This is a genomic window from Rhodopseudomonas rhenobacensis, assembly GCF_014203125.1.
Lineage (GTDB): Bacteria > Pseudomonadota > Alphaproteobacteria > Rhizobiales > Xanthobacteraceae > Rhodopseudomonas_A > Rhodopseudomonas_A rhenobacensis.
Window position 1 is genome coordinate 149,945 of sequence record NZ_JACHIH010000003.1, and the last position, 19,398, is coordinate 169,342.

Consider the following 19,398-nt stretch of genomic DNA (forward strand, 5'->3'; position numbering starts at 1 on the left):
GGCCCTTCGCTGCGCTGCGGGTGCAGGTCCGTTCCGCCCGCCGCCTTCGTCGCCATGAAGGCCGCGATGGGCGCGGCCGATCCGACGAGGAAAGCTGCGATGACCACCGACCATGACGACGAATTCGAGCCGCACCACAGCTCATCCCCGACCGACGAGGTCCTCCACGAACTCCAGCTCTATGGCTACCGCCCCTTCAACGACGAGCCCGATCCTAGGCCGCTTCCAGAAGCGAACATCCTCGCGGGCAGCATCTCCGACATCTTCGACGCCCTCGTGGTGGCGTTTTCAGACACACGCCTCGAACCCGACCTCGAGGACCTGCTCTGGTCGACGGTGAACGTCTTCCATCGGGCCATCGAACGGATCGAACGCGAACTCGACGACAACGAGTTGGCCCAGCAGCGCTTGCAACGGGAACAGGACGGCAGCGAGGTCAAATCCGTCGAGCTGGAACGACTGACGGCGGAAGGTCAGACGCTAATCGAACGCCGCAACGCCTTCGAGTTGATGCGCGACCAGGCCGCCGACCACTTCGAGCACCACACCCATTCAGCCTGGCGGCCGCGCAACGGGTCGAAGGTCAACCATCGCAACCTGACCTCCGCGATGATCGACAGCCGCGACTTCCTGGCGGCGAAGAAGCGCGCCGACAACCAGGTGCTCCTGCCGGCGGGGCCGAAGGTGGCGCTGACCGGCGGTCTCGACTTCAACGACCATCGGCTGATCTGGGCCAAGCTCGACCAGGTCCACGGCAAGCACCCCGACATGGTGCTGTTGCACGGCGGCTCGCCGAAGGGCGCCGAGCTGATCGCTGCCAAATGGGCAGACAACCGCAACGTTCCACAGATCGCCTTCAAGCCGGACTGGACGAAACACGCCAAGGCCGCGCCGTTTAGGCGTAACGACGCCATGGTGGAGACCCTGCCGATCGGGGTGATGCACTTCCCCGGCACCGGCATCCAGGACAACCTCGCCGACAAGGCGAAGAAGCTCGGCATCCCGGTCTGGAAGTTCGGCGGCGCGTGAGCGCCGCCAGATGCCATTGCAATAAGTGAGCAGCGCCTTGCGGCCCTCCGTCACTTCGTCCACGTCTCAAGATCAACCCAAAGCTCGGTGCCGTCCTCGAATACGACGCTTTCATCCCGCTCGAGCTTCACGAAGAACTCGCCGTTGTCGCCAAGCAAGATAGACATAGGCTCATAGATATTCTCGACGCGCTCGACCTGTCCGAGTCCGTCGCGCACGATCACATGGGCCTTGGCCGACCATTCGCGACGTGCGTTGAGCTTGAACCGGATGCGCGCGACCGCGCCGCCCGGCGCTCGCGCTTCAACACGGTCATAGTTCACACAAAGCTGGTCGAGCGCGAACTTGCCCTTGTATTGCTTACAGAGATTGATTTCTCCGCCCAGCATGAACGTATTGCCCATAAACATGCCGTTGAGCATGCGCTGGAGATCAACGCGGCTGATCTTTTCGAGGTCCAAGACGCGGTTCCGCTCATTCGACCATACGCGATAAGCCGCGAAGATACCGCACGCGATACCAAGAACGCCGGTGCCTATGGCGACATAACGATCGGGGATGAATAGCGCGGCTATCATAAGCGGCACACTAGCGGGTCCGCTCATGCGTTCGCCCCAATCGGCCCAGAACGCTTTCAGAAATGCCAGTGCGGAAGGTCTAGCCGTCATTCTTCGTCTCGGGTATCTCGCCGTAGCGTGGACCTCGCGTATCGCTCTGTAGCACCTCGATGGCCGCGTCCGAGTTGAACACTACGCCGATCACGGCTCGCTCGCGCCCGTCCCCGTGCAATTGCGCCGCCACATCATCAACGCCGGGACGCGAGGCATAGACCCCGATGAATCGCGCTGTGTTGGCATGCCGCTTAATCTCGCCGCCCTCGGTCAGGTAGTGCGTCTTAGCGCGCATGGCGCGGGATCCCCGTCTCTGACGCACGGTCCTTCAATCGCTGCGATCCCGAGCTTCCCAAACTCCACGCGCAAGAAATCGAGATTAGAACCTGGCGCTATGAGAATTTGCTTGATCGTGCCATCCGCAAACGCCGAGCGGAAATCGAACTGCGCTTGAAGGCTGTCGCTGAACGCCATTGTCGAGCCATCCGCAAAAGCAAACTCGCCCATGCCGAGCGCGGACAGAGACACCCGCAACTCGCGCTCTGGCGCATAGCAGGCGTCTTTGAGGTAGGTGTAGCGGATGGGATTTGGAAGATGCTCCGTGTTTGCGCGATATGTTTCCCAATCGACGTAATCGACCATGCCGTAATTGACAGAGAAGATTTGAATGCACGGCTTCCCGTCAGCCTGGAGCATGCACTTGTCCGGGTGCAGCGTCTCGTTCAGCCGCGCGCGGAGCTTACCGAACTCGAATTCGAGCCCGATTTTGCCGTTGGCGCTTCCGTCTGCGTATTCGCGCCAGATGTGTTCGGAATTGTCGAGCGAGAAGCAGCACGCATAGGTCCGCGATCTCGACCGGACGTAATAATCGGCTGCGGAGAAGTGCTCGGCCTTCTCAAACTTAGTCGCTGTGTTGCCTCGCACGTCGCCCGGCAATTGCTCGCCGTCGTGCAAGTCCGCGTCTTTGAAGTCGCGATAGCAATCAACGCGGTTGAAGTGGAGATAGCCGAATGCCATGGACCTGATCAGGTCTTCGGGCCGCATGATCTTGTAGAGAAGCTGGCTCGGCTCCGGTGCGTTCAGCATCGCGGCGTGAGGCTCAACCGAGCCATGTAGAAATCGCCTGCTAAAGTCTGGTTCGCTCGACATCGTCAAGAGATCGCAATCCCAGCCGCCAGTAAGAGCGCCGCGAGCTTCGTTGTCAGCAAGCCGGCCGCCACGCCCTCAACGATGTTGCGAAGCGTATGGAGTCCTTCGCGGACGATAGAGACGTTGGGCGCGGGCTTCTTGAGTTGAGGCCGGATCGTTTCGACTTCGATCATGGCGGCGCTTCGGACTTCGTCTGAGACACTAGAGGCGTCCAGCGCGGCCGCGAATTCATCGAGCGCCGTCTGCACCGCGCCCACGTTCAAGTGCACCGTAGCCGTCTGTGTCGCACCTTCACCGGCTTGTTGAATTGAGCCCACGTTTGAGCCGTGAAGGTTGACCGTGTTGTTCGTCTCTGACGCAGCCTTTCCTTGAGAACGCGGACGCCATAGCTGGGCTTGGAAGTCGCGAAGGTCATGCTCTAGCCCTTCGCGGATCGGTCGGATTTCCTGTTTGATCGCATTGGACGCGGCAGGACCAGGATCGAAGATCAGGACATCGCCCTCCGCCTGTGTGAGGAACGCGCCCAGCTGATCCGCAAGAAAGTCCGCGTGCACCATGCGGTGCATTGACTGTGTCCCGGGCAACCGCATCACGTCCTCAAAGCATTGATCCGTGAGCGCCACCATCCACTTCCGTAGGACCCCTACGCGTCGCCGCAAATGCGGCCCGCTGTTCCCGAGCCCCTTCGCCGCCATCTCGTGCGACACGGCCTTTTGTTCGTCCTGGTATTGGCGCAACGCATCGGCGACGTGCCGCCTCACACGCTCATAAAAAGCTCCGATGATGTCAGGTTCTTCGCGCATGAGTAGATCTTATCACTCCGTCCAGTGAGTATGACAGCGATCCGGCCGCCATTGTTCACGAATTCGACCCCTTTTAACCATGAAGGCGGTCGACCGTGGCGGGATTTCTGCTCCCGCTGGCGCCTGTTTGCGGCTATACTCATACCCGCGCCGTGGTGGTGGTGGAAGGCGCGACCGTCAGACCTTTATCTCACGGAGTACAGCGCCATGATCACCTTTGGACCTCTGCTTGTCATCGTCGGCATCGGCTTCTTCTGCTGGCTGCTGTTCACCCTTGCTGTCTTCGCGCTGCCGTTCTTCGTCGGTCTGACGATCGGCCTATGGGCCCTCCACACCGGGGCCGGTGCGCTCGGTGGAATCGCCATGGGCCTCGTGGCGGGCGGCGTGACCTTTGGCATTGGCCAGCTCGCGCTCGCCTTCGTGCCGTGGGCGTGGCTTCGACTCCTGATAATCCTGCTCTACGTCGCGCCCGCGACCGTCGCCGGTTACAGCGCGACGCACGGAATCGCGCAGATGGCGATGCCTTCGCCAACATGGCAGACCATCTTCGCCGTTGTCGGCGCAATCGCCGTCAGCGTCACGGCGTTCGTTCGCTTCACAGGAATGGCCGCGCCCGGACCAGCCGGACAGGGCTTGGCGCGGGGCTGACACCGTCACGTCGACAGGACGGGGCTGGATCAGGCTTCCGTATGCGCGCGCTTTCCCCGTCGTCGAACACGAAGTGAGAGCGGCTTGGCGTCGAGGCTCACCGGATCATCGCCGAGTACCGGGAGTCGTGGCGGGTCGCTGAAGGACTTGGCCCAGGTGGCGAGGTCTCACGCATACGGCCAACGAAGCGCGTGACGGGGCGTGCAACCGGAGCTTGGTGTCGGAAGCAGCAGACCCTTGGTGGCCAGGACAGGTCCCGCATGGCCGCCGAATTCACTGGCCAGCCTCCGCGGTGACTCGAAAGTCGCCAAGTTCCCCTTGATGTCAGCTCTGTCAGGCCGAGCGCACCGAACGGCCTCTTCGATGGACTGATCTGGCCGAAGGCCGGCTAAAGCCTCGACCGCCTATGGCGCAACAGCGGCGTCAAAACTTTCTTCCCCTGCCGGCTGCGCCGTCATTCCTCGCGAAACAAGAAAGTCCCTCCTTTGCTGTCGAGCCCCTTCGGGGTGCGCCGTCGATCGCCTCCGGCCCTTCGATCACCATCGAGGCCGCAATGGTGCGGGCTCGGAAACAGAGATCAAGGAGAACTACCATGGCGACCATCGGCACCTTCAAGAAGACCGGCTCGAACGAATTCACCGGCGAAATCGTCACCCTCTCGGTCCAGGCCAAGAACGTCCGGATCGTCCCCGAAACCACCCGCTCCGGCGACAACAGCCCCAGCCACCGCGTCTATGTCGGCCGAGTCGAGATCGGCGCCGCCTGGGCCAAGCGCTCTAACGAGGGCCGCGACTATCTGGCCCTCAAGCTCGACGATCCGAGCTTCACCGCCCCGATCTTCGCCAATCTCGTCGACGACGAAGAGGGCGAAGGCTACAGCCTGATCTGGTCCCGCCCCAACGGCCGCCGGAGCGACTGACCCCGCCTACAATGCCCCGTCCGGCTGGTCCGGGCGGGGCATCGCCTTATGCTCCAAGAGCGACCGCCAACCTTGAACGGGCGGAATACCTAGTTTACTAGGTGGCAGTATATTAGGTGGCACGGCGATCTCACCGCATGAGCTTGCGGGAGATCGTCGCCACGAATCTGCGAAGACTGAGACATGCCAAAAGCATGTCGCAGGAGGAGCTTGCCGACCGTGCGGGCATCAATCGCAACTATGTTGGTATGCTGGAGCGCGAACAGCACTCCGCGACCGTCGACATGCTGGAAAAGCTCGCCGAGGTCCTTGAAGCGGACCCCGTCGAATTCTTCCGGCGCGAGACGTGAACCGCAGTCTTCACAGAAACTAAGGCTCGACCGCCGCCTTTTTTCGAGCCTTCACGGGCACGACGCGCACCAGTTCGGTTGCTTCCACCTCGAGCGCCTCCGCGATCCGGCCGAGCACCGTCACGCTCGCCGAGACGTCGGCGCGTTCGATCCCTCCGACGTACCGGGCGCTCAACCCGGCCCTTTCGGCCAATTCCTCTTGCGTCATCCCTTTCGCATGACGCAACCGACGCAGATTGATCGCCATGACCTCCTTAAGATCCATGGCGATGAAGGAGCCGATATAGGAACTATCGTTCCAGGAATGATCGTTCCGATTCGTACATGCCTTTGCTTTTCATCGACGCTGCGGAGGCCTCAGTTTGCCATTTCCGCGAGCAACGTGATGCGCGCCAAGCATCGCGGCGTAAGTATTCGCGGCGCAAATCTTGCAAAAATTCGCGGTAAATGAATGGCTAACGCATTGCTTTGATCTCACGGGGGTAGATCGCAATGACTCAGGTGCCCTTTCAGGACCGGCCGCCGCACACCGACCGCTTAAACGCCTATGACGAGCAACATCTGGCGATCTATCTTCGATTGCTGATGGCCGACGAAGAGGGCGCTGACTGGCGCGAAGTCGTCCAGGTGATCTTCGGCCTCAATCCGGCCCAGGACCCCGCCCGTGCCAAAACGGTGCATGACAGCCATCTGGCGCGGGCCCGCTGGATGACTGAGACGGGCTATCGGCACTTGCTTGAACCCCGGATGCAGTGAACCGGCACCCCGCACTCCCACGGCTCGCAGCCACACGCGATGCAACCTTAAGGACTACTTTTGCCGACGAGTTTTCCGGATCGTCGAAGCCCCCTGGAGGGACAAAACGAGAGGAAACGCCATGCCCACGGAGTATTGGCGCTCGCCGGAGACGATTGATCGCCTGAACCGCCTTGAGCGCCCCGGCTTCGCCGTCGAATTCCTGCGCCGCAACACCCACTACCGCCGCGACTTCGCCCGTACACAACGCCAGATCGCACACGCTTCCGTCGATGCCGAGACCGCCCGCGTCAGTCTCGCTCGACGATGGGGGTTGCGCTTTCGCCCATGACCCGAGCCTTCCCGTTGGGCCCGCCCCAGTCACCTGGCTGCCCGAACTATCGCCCGGCACGCTGATCCTCGAAACAGCGCCGGGCGGGTTCGACCAACTCACGTCGCTTGATCCCGCGCAGCTAGGATCAGTTGTCGCCGATGACGTAGACGACGAGGGCCGTGAACTTGTTGTCGTCGACGGCTCCGGCGAACTCCACGTTCGTTTGCCCGGCGAACAGATCAGCACGCGCCCAGCCATTCTACTGCCGCCCGACATCTCATTTGAACTCCGGCTTGATGTCGCACTGCGCTTCGTGCGCCGTCTTCGTGGCCAGCGCATCAAACTTCTCCCCGCCGCGCTTCGCCTAACGCCCCAGCAGAAGCGCCGGCTCGTCCAACTTCTGCACGCCTTCGACATCCATGAACTTGGGGGCGGCCCACGCGATGTCGCCGAAATCATCCTCCGCTCCGAGCACGCACGATTTCCATCAGTGGAGTGGAAGGATTCACACGCCCGGCGCACCGCCAACCGTCTCATTCACGACTCGATCGCTCTCGTCGAGCGCGGCTATCTCAAGCTCCTGCGCGGCGGCTGATACGTCCGCCGATCCCTCCCACACGCTACGCCCGCTTGCGCAGGATTAGGCGCAAGGCGCGCCCCCTTACGCTCAATATCGCGATAGGGGGGACACACCCCCTCGAAAATCTTCGTCCACCCCCAACGCCTGAACTCTCCGCCACCGTGACCCCGACATGCCGCGACTTGGCCGCGGCGCTTCGAGGCAAGACGGAGGCACATCATGCCCGACAGGGCCGCGCAACTCGCCACGCGTTACGTCCGCACACATGAAGCGGCGCGCATCCTCGGCATCTCGCCGCGGACGCTGGAGAAATACCGCTGCCACGGTAGCGGCCCGACCTTCCGCAAGCTCGGCGGGCGTGTCGTCTACGCGATCGACGACCTCGAAGCTTGGGCCGACCAGGCCGCGTGCAACTCGACATCCGATCCCCGATACGTCGAGGCCCGCGCCGCCGGCCACGCGCATCGTTGAAGCGGCGCTCGTCGATGTCATCGCGCCGCCTCATCACAGCCAGCGAACGGAGCAAGCTCGATCCGTTCATCGTCGCCACCGGCGACGCAAGTCCGCGCGACCAGCGCGACTTGATGGAGCGGCCGTTCTTCTCCCTCGCCAAGGCCAGGCGCACCGCGCCGATCCACTACGAAGCCGGCGATGTTCGCGTGGAAGTCTACGCCGTGCCCGAGCACGGCATGGCGACCATTTGGGACGCCGACGTGCTGATCTGGGCCGCAAGCCAGATCGTCGAGGCCGAGAACCTTGGGTTCAAGACCTCGCGTTTCCTCCGCTTCACACCCTACCAGCTCCTGACCGCGATCGGCCGGCAAACCGGCTCCCGCGATTACAAGCTCCTGAAGGGCGCGCTTGCCCGCCTGCAGTCGACCGTCATCCGGACAACGATCCGCAACGGCGAACATTGGCGGCGTCATCAGTTCTCCTGGATCAACGAGTGGGAGGAATGCACGACGCGCGACGGCCGCGTCGAGGGCATGGAGTTCGTCCTCCCCGATTGGTTCTACCGCGGCGTCATCGACCGCTCGCTCGTTCTCGCTATCGATCCCGCCTACTTCCGGCTGACCGGCGGCATCGAGCGCTGGCTGTATCGCGTCGCTCGCAAGCACGCCGGCCGCCAGCCAAAGGGTTGGCTATTCGAGATCCCCCATCTCCACGAGAAGTCCGGAAGCCTGGTGCGCGTCTCCGATTTCGCGCTCCAGATCCGGCGCATCGCCGCGCGCCAGCCGCTGCCCGGCTATCGCCTACGCATCGAGTGGCAGGGCCGCCGCGAGCTGCTGCGCGTCCTGCCGGCCCACTTGTCCACAGTCCCTGTGGATGGCGCTGTGGAAACGCTCGGGACTTCGCACGCAAACGGTATCGGGACTCCGCACGCAGTCCTATCGGGACTTCGCACGCACGAACCGCAGCTAACGCTTTGGCCGGAAACTGCGATTCCGGGCCTTAACTTAGAGTCTAACTCAGAATCTAACTCTTGTAGTTGGCCCGTTCCATCTGCGGATAAGCGCGCCACCCCCGCTGCGCAGACCTCCGAACCACCGGCACGACAGCCGTCGCTGCCCTTCGGCCGCAAGCCGGGAGGGAAGAGATGATCGTCGCTCTGCTCAACCAGAAGGGCGGAGTCGGCAAGACAACGCTTGCGCTTCATCTCGCCGGCGAGCTGGCGCTGCACGGCAAGCGCGTCACCCTGATCGATGCCGACCCCCAAGGCTCGGCGCTCGATTGGTCGCAGCAGCGGGCGCGGGAGAACGTCTCGCGGCTATTCGGCGTCGTCGGCCTCGCGCGAGACACGCTCCATCGCGAGGCGCCCGAGATCGCGCTCACCGCCGATCATGTCGTCATCGACGGACCGCCGCGCGTCGCGGGGCTGATGCGCTCGGCGCTCTTAGCCGCCGACCTCGTGCTGATCCCGGTACAGCCGTCGCCCTTCGACGGCTGGGCCTCGGCCGAGATGCTGGAGCTGCTGCGCGAAGCGCGAATCTATCGCCCGCAGATCGCGGCGCGCTTCGTGCTGAACCGCTGCGCGGCCCGCACGATCATCGCTCGCGAGACGGCCGAAACGCTCGCCGATCACGATCCGCCGGTGCTCTCCAGCACCATCGGCCAGCGCGTTATCTTTGCCGACGCCGCACAGTCCGGCCGCCTCGTGTTCGAGCTGGCCGAGCAGAGCGCCGCGGCGCGCGAGATCGCCGCGCTCGCCGCCGAAGTCGCGAGGATCGCGCTATGAGCGAGCGCGCCACCCGACGCGGCTTCGCCGCCCGGCCCGGCGACGCCGAGAGCTGGATCAAGACCCCGGAAGCGCCAAGCCGGCACGGCGAGGAGGCGCCTGCCTTCACCGCGCGGTTGACGATCGACGTCACGCCGGCGCTGCGCGGCCGCATCAAGGTCGCCGCGTTCCAGCGCGGGATCACCGTCGCCGACATGCTGCGCGACCTCTTCGCGCGCGAATTCCCCGCCGATCCCGGAGAGAGCTCATGAACGACAATGAGCCGTCGCCCCGCGTCGTGCCGCCGTCGCATCGGCGCACCGTCGCACTCACCCATGTCGAGCTGACCTGGATCGAGAAGAAGATCGAGCAATGGCTGCGCTTCGGCCGCCGCGCCGAGGAGAAGATCCTTGATCGCCGCCGCAGCATCTCGAGCTTCAAGCCAGGCAGCATCTTCGCGTTCGTGCGCTGGGCGTCGAACGACTTCGGCACGGTCATCTCGCGCATGGACATCGTGCGCGCGGTCGAGCCTGGCGCACGCTTCCAGACGCTGCCCTACGTGCGTCCCGGCGGCGAGATCCTGCTGCGGGTCGATAGCTGGCCGAAGGTCGAGCGCGTGCTGCAGGCGATCGACGCCGTCGAGGCGCTCGACATCGATCCCGCCGACGCCGCGCCGGAATACTGGCGCCACCTCCACAACCGTCTCGCCGCCGGCCATGAGCCGCGCTCCTACACGCGCGATCAGCACGCCGCCTGGCTCAAGCGCAGGAGCGTCACGCTATGACCCGCTTCGGCTACGTCATGACGACGTATTTCGCCATGCTCGTCTTCATCGGCTTGGCTTTCGTCCATCCGGCGCCGCGTCTGATCTGGAACGCCACGGCGAGCACGCCGACCGGGTTTTATGCGCTCCGCCCAGCCGGACAGCTCCACGTGCTCGAACTGGTCGCCGTGCGGCCGCCCGAACCGATCGCCAGCTACCTCGCCGATGGCGGCTTCCTGCCCAAGGGCGTGCCGCTGCTGAAGCATGTGATGGCGCTGCCTGGGCAGACCGTGTGCCGCGCAGGCGACTCCATCACGGTCGATCACGTGGATGTCGGCGCGGCGCGTGAGCGCGATCACCTTGGCCGCCCGCTGCCGCGCTGGAACGGCTGCCACACGCTCGGCCCCACCGAAGTCTTCCTCATGAACCCGACCGTCCCGGACAGCTTGGACGGACGCTATTTCGGCCCGCTTCCCACCACCGCGATCGTCGCCCGCGCGGTCCCCTTGTGGACCGACGAGGCCGGTGACGGCCGCTTCGTATGGCGTGCCACCACCGATTGACCCGCTTCTCAACCCGCCAACAACGGAGGTTTCCCATGGCGCAGATTGGTCAGTTCACCCGAGACAAGTCCGGCTTCACCGGGCGCATCCAGACGCTCTTCTTCTACCGTGACCTTTCCCTCGTTCCGGCCGAATCCTCCGATGCCGAGAACGCGCCGGACTACCGCATCCACCTTGGCGATGGCGACGGCCCGGAGATCGGCGCGGGCTGGAAGCGCACCGGCGAGAAGGCGGGCGAGTACGTCTCGCTCGTCATTGACGATCCGGCGTTGTCGCAGCCGATTCGCGCGAACCTCTTCCAGTCGGGCGATGACAAGTCGGCCTGGGTGCTGAACTGGAACCGTCCGCCGAAGCGCGGCGATCGGGGCTGATCACATGCGGCGCGAGCTTCTTCTGCTCGCCAGCTTGACGGCGTTCGGCATGCCCGTCGTCGCCGTTCACGCTCAGGCGACGCCCATCGCGGTGCAGGCTTCGAGCGATTCCTACGCCGCTCTCGTTGCCGAAGCCGCGCAACGCTTCGGCATCCCGGCGGCATGGATTCGGGCGATCATGCGGATCGAGAGCCGTGGCGATCGGCGCGCCATCTCACCCAAGGGCGCGATGGGGCTGATGCAGCTCATGCCCGAGACATGGGCAGCGCTACGCGCTCGCTACGGCCTCGGGCGCGACGCGTTCGACCCGCACGACAACATCCTGGCGGGCGCGGCTTTCCTGCGCGAGATGCACGACCGCTACGGATCGCCAGGATTCCTCGCGGCGTATAATGCCGGGCCTGGGCGATACGAAGATTATCGCGATCGGCATCGTCCGCTGCCACCTGAAACCGTCGCTTACGTCGCGGCGCTTGTCCCTTTTGTCGGGGACGGCGCGACCGATGGGCCTGTCCTCGTGGCGGCCTCCGATCCGTCGTCCTGGACCCAGGCGCCGCTTTTCATCGTGCGATCGGCAAGCGCTGAACCTGTCGATCGCGCGACAGCCAAACCGCCGTCGAGCGACTCGCCGCCTGCCGTCGCGGTGCGCGACCTGTCGGCCATCGCACCGCAATCCGATGGGCTGTTCGTCCACGTTTCCGCAGCGGGGCCGAAGCCGTGATCGCGCCGCTCTCCCGTCGACGTGCCGCTACATCGCCTCGGTCAGCTCGCGCTTTCCCTGGCGACCCGACGGTCTTCGACGCCTCCAGGTGCTTCATCGAAGCTCTCGGGTACGATTTCGTAGGCAGGCGCGGCACAGCGTTCTTCCGGGAAGAAGGAAGGGCAGGCAGGGGAGGAACGCAGAAACCAACCGACCGAGGGCGAGATAAAAGGCCGCAAGGTGCGGCTCGGTCGGTCGGTTGTTTTTATTGGGATATTTCGACGTTCCGGCAATGTGCGCTCCTCGGGCGCAAGGTGCGCTGGACCCACAATGCTTTGCCGGAGCTAACTTTTCCGCACATTGCCGGAGCCGGCGATGGCTGACGAGCGCGAATTCCAGCCTCGCCCGGGCCGCATCCGCTCGACCCGTAGCCAGCGCGCGAAGCCCTTCATCGCCCAAGCGCTCGCGGCGGCCCAGCGCGCCGGTGGCGGCGTCTCGCGCCAAGGTCTCCTGAGGAGCGGCAGCCGCTCGACCTTCGGCCGCGGCCGCGTCGCCAGCGTGCGGGCGAACCGCCTGCTGACCGGCCGCTCGCGACTGGTGACGGTCAAGACGCGCGTGGTCCGTCACACCGCGCGGTCCGCGCCGCTCGGCGCCCATCTCAGCTACCTCCGGCGCGAGGGCGTCACCCGGGACGGGGAGAAGGCCAGGCTGTTCGGACCGGAGACCGAGGACGCTGACCCCAAGGCGTTCGCGGAGCGGTGCGAGAAGGACCGGCATCACTTCCGTTTCATCGTCTCGCCTGGGGACGCGCCGGAGATGGCCGACCTCAAGGGCTTCGCCCGCGAGCTGGTCGGCGAGATGGAGAAGGATCTGGGGACCAAGCTCGACTGGGTCGCCGTCGATCACTGGAATACGCAGCACCCGCACGTCCACATCATCGTGCGCGGCGTCGCCGACGACGGCCAGGACCTCGTCATCTCGCGGGACTACATCAAGGAAGGGATGCGCGCCCGCGCCCAGGATCTGGTCACGCAAGAGCTGGGACTGCGCAGCGATCTCCACATCCGCCGCGCACTTGAGCGCCAGGTCGACGCCGAGCGCTGGACCCAGCTCGATCGGCAACTGGTTCGCGATGCCGATCGTCATGGCGTCATCGACCTGGCTCCCGGCGGCGCTCAGCAGCCCGACGAATTCCATAGTCTGAAGGTCGGACGGCTGCGGCATCTGGAGAGCCTCGGCCTCACGCATCAGATCGGCCCCGGCCAGTGGACCATGGACGCGGCCGCAGAGACGACGCTGCGCGAACTCGGCGAGCGCGGCGACATCATCAAGCGCATCCACCGCGGCCTGACCGAGCGCGGCATTGAGCGGGCCGCGGCGAGCTATGTGCTCGCTGGCGAGAGTCTGGATGTCCCGATCATCGGCCGCCTGGTCGATCGCGGCCTCGACGATGAGCTGAAGGGCACGGCCTACGCTGTCGTCGACGGTGTCGACGGGCGGACCCACCACATCAAGCTTCCCGATCTCGACGCCGCCGGCGACAGCGCACCAGGCTCGCTCGTCGAGCTGCGCAAGTTCGACGACGCGCAAGGCCGCCGGCGCGCCGCCATTGCGGTGCGCTCCGACCTCGCCATCGAAGACCAGGTGACGGCCAGCGGGGCCACCTGGCTCGACCGGCAGGCGGTCGCGCGTGATCCGGTGGCGCTCGGCCAAGCTGGCTTCGGCGCCGAGGTTCGCGAAGCGATGGACCGGCGAGCAGACCAGCTTGTCGAGCAGGGTCTCGCCGAGCGACAGGCGCGGGGAATCGTGTTCGCCTCCGGCCTGGTCGGAACGCTTCGACGGCGGGAGGTGGAGGCGTTGGGCGAGCGGCTCGCCGCCGAAACCGGCCAGCCGTTCAACGGCGCGGCGACCGGCGAGTATGTCGCCGGGACCTATCGGCAACGCTTCGCGCTCGCCTCCGGCCGCTTCGCCATGATCGACGACGGCCTTGGCTTCCAGCTCGTGCCCTGGACGCCCTCCCTCGAAAAGCAGCTCGGCCGCCACGTTTCCGGCGTCACGCGCGCAGATGGCGGGATCGACTGGGGCTTCGGCCGCAACCGGGGGCTCGGGCTGTGAACGAGCCTTCCAATCATCGACCTCAGGAAAGGACGTCTTCTATGTCCGCGACCAAGATTCTCTGGGGCCAGGTCATCACCGTCTTTGCGATCGTCCTGCTGGCGATCTGGAGTGCGACGGAGTGGACGGCCTGGCGCCTCGGCTTCCAGCCGGAGCTGGGGCGGCCATGGTTCGAGCTCTTCCATTTCCCGTTCTACCTTCCGCCGGCCTTCTTTTGGTGGTGGTACGCCTACGACGCCTATGCGCCGTCCATCTTCGTCGAGGGCGCATACATCGCGGCGTCGGGCGGCCTGATCGCCGCTGCCGTCGCGATCGGCATGTCGGTCTGGCGGGCCCGCGAAGCGAAGAATGCCGAGACCTACGGCTCGGCGCGATGGGCGCAACCGAAGGAGATCGAGCAGGCCGGCTTGCTCGGCCCGGACGGTGTCGTGCTCGGCCGGCACCAGCGCAGCTATCTGCGCCATGACGGGCCGGAGCATGTGCTGTGTTTCGCGCCGACACGATCCGGCAAGGGCGTCGGTCTTGTCATACCCTCGCTGCTCACCTGGCCGGGCTCGGCGATCGTCCACGACATCAAGGGTGAGAACTGGCAGCTCACCGCCGGCTTTCGTGCGCAGCACGGCCGTGTGCTGCTGTTCGATCCGACCAATGCGAAGTCGTCGGCCTACAATCCGCTGCTGGAGGTCCGGCGCGGCGAGTGGGAGGTGCGCGATGTGCAGAATATCGCCGACATTCTGGTCGACCCGGAAGGCAGCCTGGAGAAGCGCAATCACTGGGAGAAAACCAGCCATGCGCTGCTGGTCGGCGCCATCCTGCACGTCCTCTATGCCGAGGAGGACAAGACGCTCGCCGGCGTCGCGTCGTTCCTGTCCGATCCGAAGCGGCCCATCGAATCCACGCTCTCGGCCATGATGCGGACGCCCCATCTCGGCGAGGCAGGCGTTCATCCCGTCGTCGCCAGCGCCGCGAGGGAGTTGTTGAACAAGTCGGGCAACGAACGGTCCGGCGTCTTGAGCACGGCGATGTCGTTCCTCGGCCTCTATCGTGATCCGGTGGTCGCCGAAGTGACGCGGCGTTGCGACTGGCGGATCGGTGACATCGTCGCCGGCGAACATCCGACAACGCTCTACCTTGTGGTCCCGCCCTCGGACATCAACCGCACCAAGCCGCTGATCCGCCTGATCCTCAATCAGATCGGGCGGCGGTTGACCGAGGACCTGCAGGCCAAGGCCGGACGCCGCCGCCTTCTCCTGATGCTCGACGAGTTCCCGGCCCTGGGGCGGCTCGACTTCTTCGAGTCGGCGCTCGCCTTCATGGCCGGCTACGGCATCAAGAGCTTCCTGATCGCCCAGTCGCTGAACCAGATCGAGAAGGCCTATGGGCCGAACAACTCGATCCTCGACAACTGCCATGTGCGCGTCAGCTTCGCGACCAATGACGAGCGGACCGCCAAGCGCGTCAGCGATGCGCTGGGCACGGCGACCGAGATGAAGGCGATGAAGAACTATGCCGGCAGCCGCCTTTCGCCGTGGCTCGGGCATTTGATGGTCTCTCGATCGGAGACGGCGCGGCCGCTGCTGACGCCGGGCGAAGTCATGCAGCTCCCATCGACCGACGAGATCGTCATGGTCTCCGGCGTCCATCCGATCCGCGCAAAGAAGGCGCGCTATTACGAGGACGCGCGCTTGCAGGAGCGCATCCTGCCGCCGCCTGCGCCGGCGCGGCCGAAAGAAGGCCGTTCTGACGACTGGAGTTCACGGCCACTGCCGCCGCGGCCACCGGCGCCCGCTGTCCGTGACGGCGAGGAAGCCGACGATGACGATCCGAAGAACGCGGACCGCCGTCGCCAGCCTGAACTGAACCAGGAGACGGTCGATAAGAAACAGCCGATCGACAACGAATTCGCCCTCGACCCGACCGACGAAGCGGAAGAAGACGCGCCCCGCATCGGCCGGATGAACGACCTCATGCAGGGTCTGGCGCGCCAGGCGTCCCTCGATCCCGGCGACGACCTGGGACTGTGAGGCGGGTATGCCGGCGCCCAAGAAGAAAGCTCAGATCTCCGTCTACCTCGATCCGGACGTGATGCGGTCACTGTCGGTCTATGCCGCGCGCCGGGAGCAACCGATGTCGCTGATCGCCGAAGCCGCTATCGCGTCGTTCCTGTCGCCCGATGGCGACGAGCGGCGCGAAGCTGCCATCGGCAAACGACTAGATCAGCAGGATAGGAGGCTTGCGCGCCTGGAACGCGATGTCGGCATCGCCGTCGAGATGCTTGCCGTGTTTGTGCGCTTCTGGCTTACGACTACGCCACCTTTGCCCGAACCGGCAGCCAAGGCGGCGCGGGCGCAGGCCGGGACACGCTACGACAATTTCGTCGCCGCCCTCGGACGCCGGCTCAATCAGGGGCCGAAGCTAAGGCAGGAGATTCCGGAGGAAGTAGAAACAGGATCATCGGGAGATAATCGCCAGCAAGATCGCGATCATCTCCCCGGTGACGCCTGAAAGCAGATTACCGCAAAGGCTTCGTTATTTCACTGAAGACTTCATGAACGCGACAAGGCGGATCACATCGCTCGGAACAAGGCGGCCGATCGCGCGGCTCGAGTAAACCGCATTGACGATCGTTCCATCCGGGGCGAGCACAAACCCTGTCGTCTCCAGAAAATGCCCTCTCGTCGGAACCTGCATGTCGTAGGCCCCGGTCGCACCGATAACCGTCTCGACGTTGGCGGAATGCCCCATCTTGAACGGAATACGATGCTTCCGAACGAATTCCGCCGTCGCCGCTTCATCATCGACCGAGAAGGCCACCACTTTGATGCCCGCTTGCGAAAGGGCGTCGGACGCATTCGCAAAGGCCGCCATCTGCTCGTTGCAGAACGGACACCAATGACCGCGATAGATCAGGATTACGCCGTATGACCCGGCGAGGTCACCCGGCAGGCTCAGGGCCCCGCCGCCCAGGGCGGGAATTTTGAGGTCGGGGAAGATTTGCCCGTTCTTCAGATGCTGACTCATGTGTGGCTCCTTGTGTCTGGACCAACCAGTCCAGACGTGCAATACCAAAAATGGACTGTCCAGTCCATTTTTGGATACAAGGGCCGATGGCTACGAACACAAGACCGATGAAACGCACGCTGACCCCGAGGGGGGCGGCGACCAAGCGGCGGATTGTCGAAGCAGCCGCCGAATTGATCTACGCGAAGGGGGCGGAGCGCGTCAGTCTCGACGAGGTAATGGAAGCAACTGGCGCAAGTCGGTCTCAGCTCTATCACTACTTCGCGAACAAAGACGCCCTTGTGCGCGAGGTGATCGAAATTCAGACCACCCGCATACTGGAGGCAAATTCCGGACATCTGGAGCATCTCGATTCTTTTGAGGCTTTGCGGGTCTGGCGCGACGCGCTGATTGCCGCGAACCGGGCGGGTGGTGTCCGAGGATGTCCGCTAGGCTCGCTCGCCAATGAACTCGCGGCACATTCCGAAGAGGCTCGACACCAGCTGGACCAGAGCTTTGCAGCCTGGGGCACGGTCATTGAGAAAGGCTTATGCCGGATGAGGGAACGAGGACAAATTAAGGCCAGCGCCAATCCAAAAGCGATGTCCGTGGCTATATTAGCTGCGATCCAGGGCGGCATTCTCCTGTCAAAGACGGCTCGCGACTCGCAGCCACTGGAGTTGGCGTTGGACATGGCGCTCAACCACCTTGAGCGATTTGCCGCGTAGCCGCTCGCCGGCGACAGTGAGGCCGCTTCGCACCCGGCAAGTATTTTTTCTCTGCTTTACGCTCGGCCACTACGCCGAATGAATACTTGTTGAAGCGCCCCATTTCTTACCTCTTCTAATCGTCCCCGTTGCTAGTCGCGTCTCGCGATTGGCCAATGACGGGGACGATCGTGGCGGTCACACCACTCCATTCCGAGGCCTTCTCCCGCGGTGCGCGCATGCTGCGCACCGCGCTCGGTCCCGCCATCGCGACCTTCCTCGAAGACCCGTCGATCGTCGAGGTGATGCTCAACCCCGACGGCCGGCTCTGGATCGACCGGCTGTCGGGAGGCCTGGAGGATAGCGGCCGCACGATGTCCGCCGCCGACGGCGAGCGGATCGTGCGCCTGGTGGCGCACCATGTCGGCGCGGAGGTCCATGCCGACAAACCGCGTGTCTCGGCCGAGCTGCCCGAGACGGGAGAGCGGTTCGAGGGGTTGTTGCCCCCAGTGGTGGCTGCGCCGGCCTTTGCGATCCGCAAGCCCGCCGTCGCCGTCTTCACCCTCGACGACTATGTCGCCGCCGGCATCATGCTGGCCGGCCAGGCCGCGGCGCTCCGCACCGCTGTGGCAGATCGCAAGAACATCCTCGTCGCCGGCGGCACCTCGACCGGCAAGACCACGCTCACCAACGCCCTCCTGGCCGAGATCGCCGGCACCACCGACCGGGTGGTGCTGATCGAAGATACCCGGGAGCTGCAGTGCCGTGCCCTCAACCTCGTCGCACTACGCACCAAGGATGGGGTCGCCTCGCTCTCCGACCTCGTCCGCTCCTCGCTGCGCTTGCGGCCCGACCGCATCCCGATCGGCGAGGTGCGTGGCGCTGAGGCGCTGGACCTCTTGAAGGCGTGGGGCACCGGACATCCCGGCGGCATCGGCACGATCCACGCCGGCACCGCGCTCGGAGCGCTGCGGCGCCTCGAACAGCTCATCCAGGAAGCCGTCGTCACCGTCCCCAGGGCGCTGATCGCTGAGACGATCGATCTCGTCGCGGTGCTGCGCGGCCGCGGCAGCGAACGCCGCCTTTCCGAACTCGCTCTCGTCGCCGGTCTAGATCCCGCCACCGGCGATTACCGCGTCCAGTCCGCCGGGGCGGGCGGCGACCCCTTGCCCCTCGGAGACCCATCATGATCCGCGTTCTCGCTGTCGCTCATTCTTCGCGCCGCCGCCTGGCCGAACTGGTCACACTCGCCACCCTGACGCTCGCCTTCGCCCCGGCGGCTTACGCCTCCGGCTCCTCCATGCCGTGGGAGACCCCGCTCAACTCCATCCTGGAGTCGGTGCAGGGGCCCGTCGCGAAGATCATCTCGGTGATCATCATCACGGTGACCGGGCTGACGCTGGCCTTTGGCGACACCTCGGGCGGCTTCCGCCGGCTGATCCAGATCGTCTTCGGCCTCTCGATCGCCTTCGCCGCGTCGAGCTTCTTCCTGTCCTTCTTCTCCTTCTCCGGCGGGGCGCTGGTCTGATGGCCGCGATCGTCGATCCCGACGTGCCCGGCTTCTTCGCGCCGGTTCATCGCGCGCTCACCGACCCGATCCTGATGGGCGGCGCGCCGCGGACCGTCGCGATCGCCAACGGCACGCTCGCGGCGGCGATCGCCCTCGGCCTTCGGCTCTGGATCCCCGGCGCCCTGATCTGGGCGGTGGGTCACGCCGCCGCGGTCTGGGCGGCGAAGCGCGATCCGCAATTCGTCGACGTGGTGCGCCGGCACCTTCGTTATCCCGCCCATCTCGGCGTCTGAGGC

The 19,398-nt window shown here is 64.9% G+C and carries 28 protein-coding genes; 22 read left to right on the plus strand and 6 right to left on the minus strand.

What is annotated here, in order from left to right:
• The first annotated feature begins 99 nt into the window (after positions 1-99).
• On the plus strand, positions 100-1,029 hold the full coding sequence (locus HNR60_RS04160) for a DUF2493 domain-containing protein (RefSeq protein WP_184254612.1): 930 nt from the start codon (positions 100-102) through the stop codon (positions 1,027-1,029).
• Positions 1,030-1,079: 50 nt separating this feature from the next.
• Here the strand turns inward: HNR60_RS04160 and HNR60_RS04165 are convergent, their stop codons facing one another.
• The 4 genes from HNR60_RS04165 to HNR60_RS04180 are packed head-to-tail and all read right to left on the minus strand — an operon-like array spanning position 1,080 to position 3,592.
• The gene (locus HNR60_RS04165; RefSeq protein WP_184254614.1) at positions 1,080-1,697 is read right to left on the minus strand and encodes a hypothetical protein; all 618 of its coding nucleotides are present in this window, start codon (positions 1,695-1,697) and stop codon (positions 1,080-1,082) included.
• Entirely contained in the window at positions 1,687-1,935 is a 249-nt protein-coding gene (locus HNR60_RS04170; RefSeq protein WP_184254616.1) for a hypothetical protein, read from the minus strand. Before HNR60_RS04170 ends, HNR60_RS04165 begins: the two co-directional genes overlap by 11 nt.
• On the minus strand, positions 1,911-2,795 hold the full coding sequence (locus HNR60_RS04175) for a hypothetical protein (RefSeq protein WP_210313236.1): 885 nt from the start codon (positions 2,793-2,795) through the stop codon (positions 1,911-1,913). Before HNR60_RS04175 ends, HNR60_RS04170 begins: the two co-directional genes overlap by 25 nt.
• Positions 2,792-3,592, minus strand: coding sequence for a hypothetical protein (locus tag HNR60_RS04180; protein ID WP_184254620.1), 801 nt, complete (start codon positions 3,590-3,592; stop codon positions 2,792-2,794). The genes HNR60_RS04175 and HNR60_RS04180 overlap by 4 nt, the downstream gene beginning before the upstream one ends.
• A 207-nt stretch (positions 3,593-3,799) precedes the next feature.
• On the opposite strand from HNR60_RS04180, the gene HNR60_RS04185 reads away from it, so the two are divergent.
• The 3 genes from HNR60_RS04185 to HNR60_RS04195 all read left to right on the plus strand — a co-directional run bounded on the left by HNR60_RS04185 (position 3,800) and on the right by HNR60_RS04195 (position 5,509).
• Entirely contained in the window at positions 3,800-4,240 is a 441-nt protein-coding gene (locus HNR60_RS04185) for a hypothetical protein (protein ID WP_184254622.1), read from the plus strand.
• Between the two features lie 592 nt (positions 4,241-4,832).
• The gene (locus HNR60_RS04190; RefSeq protein WP_184254624.1) at positions 4,833-5,159 is read left to right on the plus strand and encodes a DUF736 domain-containing protein; all 327 of its coding nucleotides are present in this window, start codon (positions 4,833-4,835) and stop codon (positions 5,157-5,159) included.
• Positions 5,160-5,296: 137 nt separating this feature from the next.
• Positions 5,297-5,509, plus strand: coding sequence for a helix-turn-helix domain-containing protein (locus HNR60_RS04195; protein ID WP_067732649.1), 213 nt, complete (start codon positions 5,297-5,299; stop codon positions 5,507-5,509).
• Between the two features lie 19 nt (positions 5,510-5,528).
• Here HNR60_RS04195 and HNR60_RS04200 read toward each other — a convergent pair whose 3' ends face one another.
• Entirely contained in the window at positions 5,529-5,774 is a 246-nt protein-coding gene (locus HNR60_RS04200; protein WP_184254627.1) for a helix-turn-helix domain-containing protein, read from the minus strand.
• 227 nt (positions 5,775-6,001) lie between these two features.
• Here HNR60_RS04200 and HNR60_RS04205 point away from each other — a divergent pair, with 227 nt between their 5' ends.
• From HNR60_RS04205 to HNR60_RS04270, 14 genes are all read left to right on the plus strand, one after another.
• Complete coding sequence (locus tag HNR60_RS04205) at positions 6,002-6,265, plus strand: DNA -binding domain-containing protein (RefSeq protein WP_184254629.1); 264 nt, start codon at positions 6,002-6,004, stop codon at positions 6,263-6,265.
• Positions 6,266-6,386: 121 nt separating this feature from the next.
• Entirely contained in the window at positions 6,387-6,596 is a 210-nt protein-coding gene (locus tag HNR60_RS04210; RefSeq protein WP_184254630.1) for a transcriptional regulator domain-containing protein, read from the plus strand.
• Entirely contained in the window at positions 6,538-7,173 is a 636-nt protein-coding gene (locus HNR60_RS04215) for a DUF2285 domain-containing protein (RefSeq protein WP_184254632.1), read from the plus strand. The genes HNR60_RS04210 and HNR60_RS04215 overlap by 59 nt, the downstream gene beginning before the upstream one ends.
• Before the next feature lie 204 nt (positions 7,174-7,377).
• Positions 7,378-7,629 (plus strand): helix-turn-helix transcriptional regulator, encoded by a 252-nt coding sequence (locus HNR60_RS04220; RefSeq protein ID WP_184254634.1) that lies wholly within the window; start codon positions 7,378-7,380, stop codon positions 7,627-7,629.
• 14 nt (positions 7,630-7,643) lie between these two features.
• The gene (locus tag HNR60_RS04225) at positions 7,644-8,759 is read left to right on the plus strand and encodes a replication initiator protein A (RefSeq protein WP_184254636.1); all 1,116 of its coding nucleotides are present in this window, start codon (positions 7,644-7,646) and stop codon (positions 8,757-8,759) included.
• A complete protein-coding gene (gene parA, locus HNR60_RS04230) occupies positions 8,756-9,394 on the plus strand; it encodes a ParA family partition ATPase (RefSeq protein WP_184254638.1) in 639 nt (212 codons plus the stop codon). Before HNR60_RS04225 ends, parA begins: the two co-directional genes overlap by 4 nt.
• Positions 9,391-9,645, plus strand: a complete 255-nt coding sequence (locus tag HNR60_RS04235) for a hypothetical protein (RefSeq protein WP_184254640.1) — start codon at positions 9,391-9,393, stop codon at positions 9,643-9,645. The genes parA and HNR60_RS04235 overlap by 4 nt, the downstream gene beginning before the upstream one ends.
• Positions 9,642-10,157 (plus strand): DUF2840 domain-containing protein, encoded by a 516-nt coding sequence (locus HNR60_RS04240; RefSeq protein WP_184254642.1) that lies wholly within the window; start codon positions 9,642-9,644, stop codon positions 10,155-10,157. The genes HNR60_RS04235 and HNR60_RS04240 overlap by 4 nt, the downstream gene beginning before the upstream one ends.
• Positions 10,154-10,699 (plus strand): S26 family signal peptidase, encoded by a 546-nt coding sequence (locus tag HNR60_RS04245; RefSeq protein ID WP_184254644.1) that lies wholly within the window; start codon positions 10,154-10,156, stop codon positions 10,697-10,699. Before HNR60_RS04240 ends, HNR60_RS04245 begins: the two co-directional genes overlap by 4 nt.
• Before the next feature lie 35 nt (positions 10,700-10,734).
• Complete coding sequence (locus HNR60_RS04250) at positions 10,735-11,070, plus strand: DUF736 domain-containing protein (RefSeq protein WP_184254646.1); 336 nt, start codon at positions 10,735-10,737, stop codon at positions 11,068-11,070.
• A gap of 4 nt (positions 11,071-11,074) precedes the next feature.
• Positions 11,075-11,791 (plus strand): lytic transglycosylase domain-containing protein, encoded by a 717-nt coding sequence (locus HNR60_RS04255; protein WP_184254648.1) that lies wholly within the window; start codon positions 11,075-11,077, stop codon positions 11,789-11,791.
• Between the two features lie 354 nt (positions 11,792-12,145).
• On the plus strand, positions 12,146-13,885 hold the full coding sequence (locus HNR60_RS04260) for a relaxase/mobilization nuclease domain-containing protein (RefSeq protein WP_184254650.1): 1,740 nt from the start codon (positions 12,146-12,148) through the stop codon (positions 13,883-13,885).
• Between the two features lie 41 nt (positions 13,886-13,926).
• Positions 13,927-15,909 (plus strand): conjugal transfer protein TraG, encoded by a 1,983-nt coding sequence (locus HNR60_RS04265; RefSeq protein ID WP_184254652.1) that lies wholly within the window; start codon positions 13,927-13,929, stop codon positions 15,907-15,909.
• Between the two features lie 7 nt (positions 15,910-15,916).
• Complete coding sequence (locus HNR60_RS04270) at positions 15,917-16,390, plus strand: CopG family transcriptional regulator (RefSeq protein ID WP_184254654.1); 474 nt, start codon at positions 15,917-15,919, stop codon at positions 16,388-16,390.
• Between the two features lie 24 nt (positions 16,391-16,414).
• On the opposite strand, the gene HNR60_RS04275 is transcribed toward HNR60_RS04270, so the two are convergent.
• Complete coding sequence (locus tag HNR60_RS04275) at positions 16,415-16,906, minus strand: peroxiredoxin family protein (RefSeq protein WP_184254656.1); 492 nt, start codon at positions 16,904-16,906, stop codon at positions 16,415-16,417.
• A 107-nt stretch (positions 16,907-17,013) separates the two neighbouring features.
• Between HNR60_RS04275 and HNR60_RS04280 the strand changes: the two genes are divergently transcribed.
• The 4 genes from HNR60_RS04280 (at position 17,014) to HNR60_RS04295 (ending at position 19,395) form a co-directional block, all read left to right on the plus strand.
• Positions 17,014-17,613 (plus strand): TetR/AcrR family transcriptional regulator, encoded by a 600-nt coding sequence (locus tag HNR60_RS04280; protein WP_184254658.1) that lies wholly within the window; start codon positions 17,014-17,016, stop codon positions 17,611-17,613.
• Between the two features lie 155 nt (positions 17,614-17,768).
• The gene (trbB, locus tag HNR60_RS04285) at positions 17,769-18,782 is read left to right on the plus strand and encodes a P-type conjugative transfer ATPase TrbB (protein ID WP_184254660.1); all 1,014 of its coding nucleotides are present in this window, start codon (positions 17,769-17,771) and stop codon (positions 18,780-18,782) included.
• A complete protein-coding gene (locus tag HNR60_RS04290) occupies positions 18,779-19,120 on the plus strand; it encodes a TrbC/VirB2 family type IV secretion system protein (RefSeq protein ID WP_184254662.1) in 342 nt (113 codons plus the stop codon). Before trbB ends, HNR60_RS04290 begins: the two co-directional genes overlap by 4 nt.
• The gene (locus HNR60_RS04295; RefSeq protein ID WP_012554597.1) at positions 19,120-19,395 is read left to right on the plus strand and encodes a VirB3 family type IV secretion system protein; all 276 of its coding nucleotides are present in this window, start codon (positions 19,120-19,122) and stop codon (positions 19,393-19,395) included. The genes HNR60_RS04290 and HNR60_RS04295 overlap by 1 nt, the downstream gene beginning before the upstream one ends.
• Positions 19,396-19,398 lie beyond the last annotated feature (3 nt).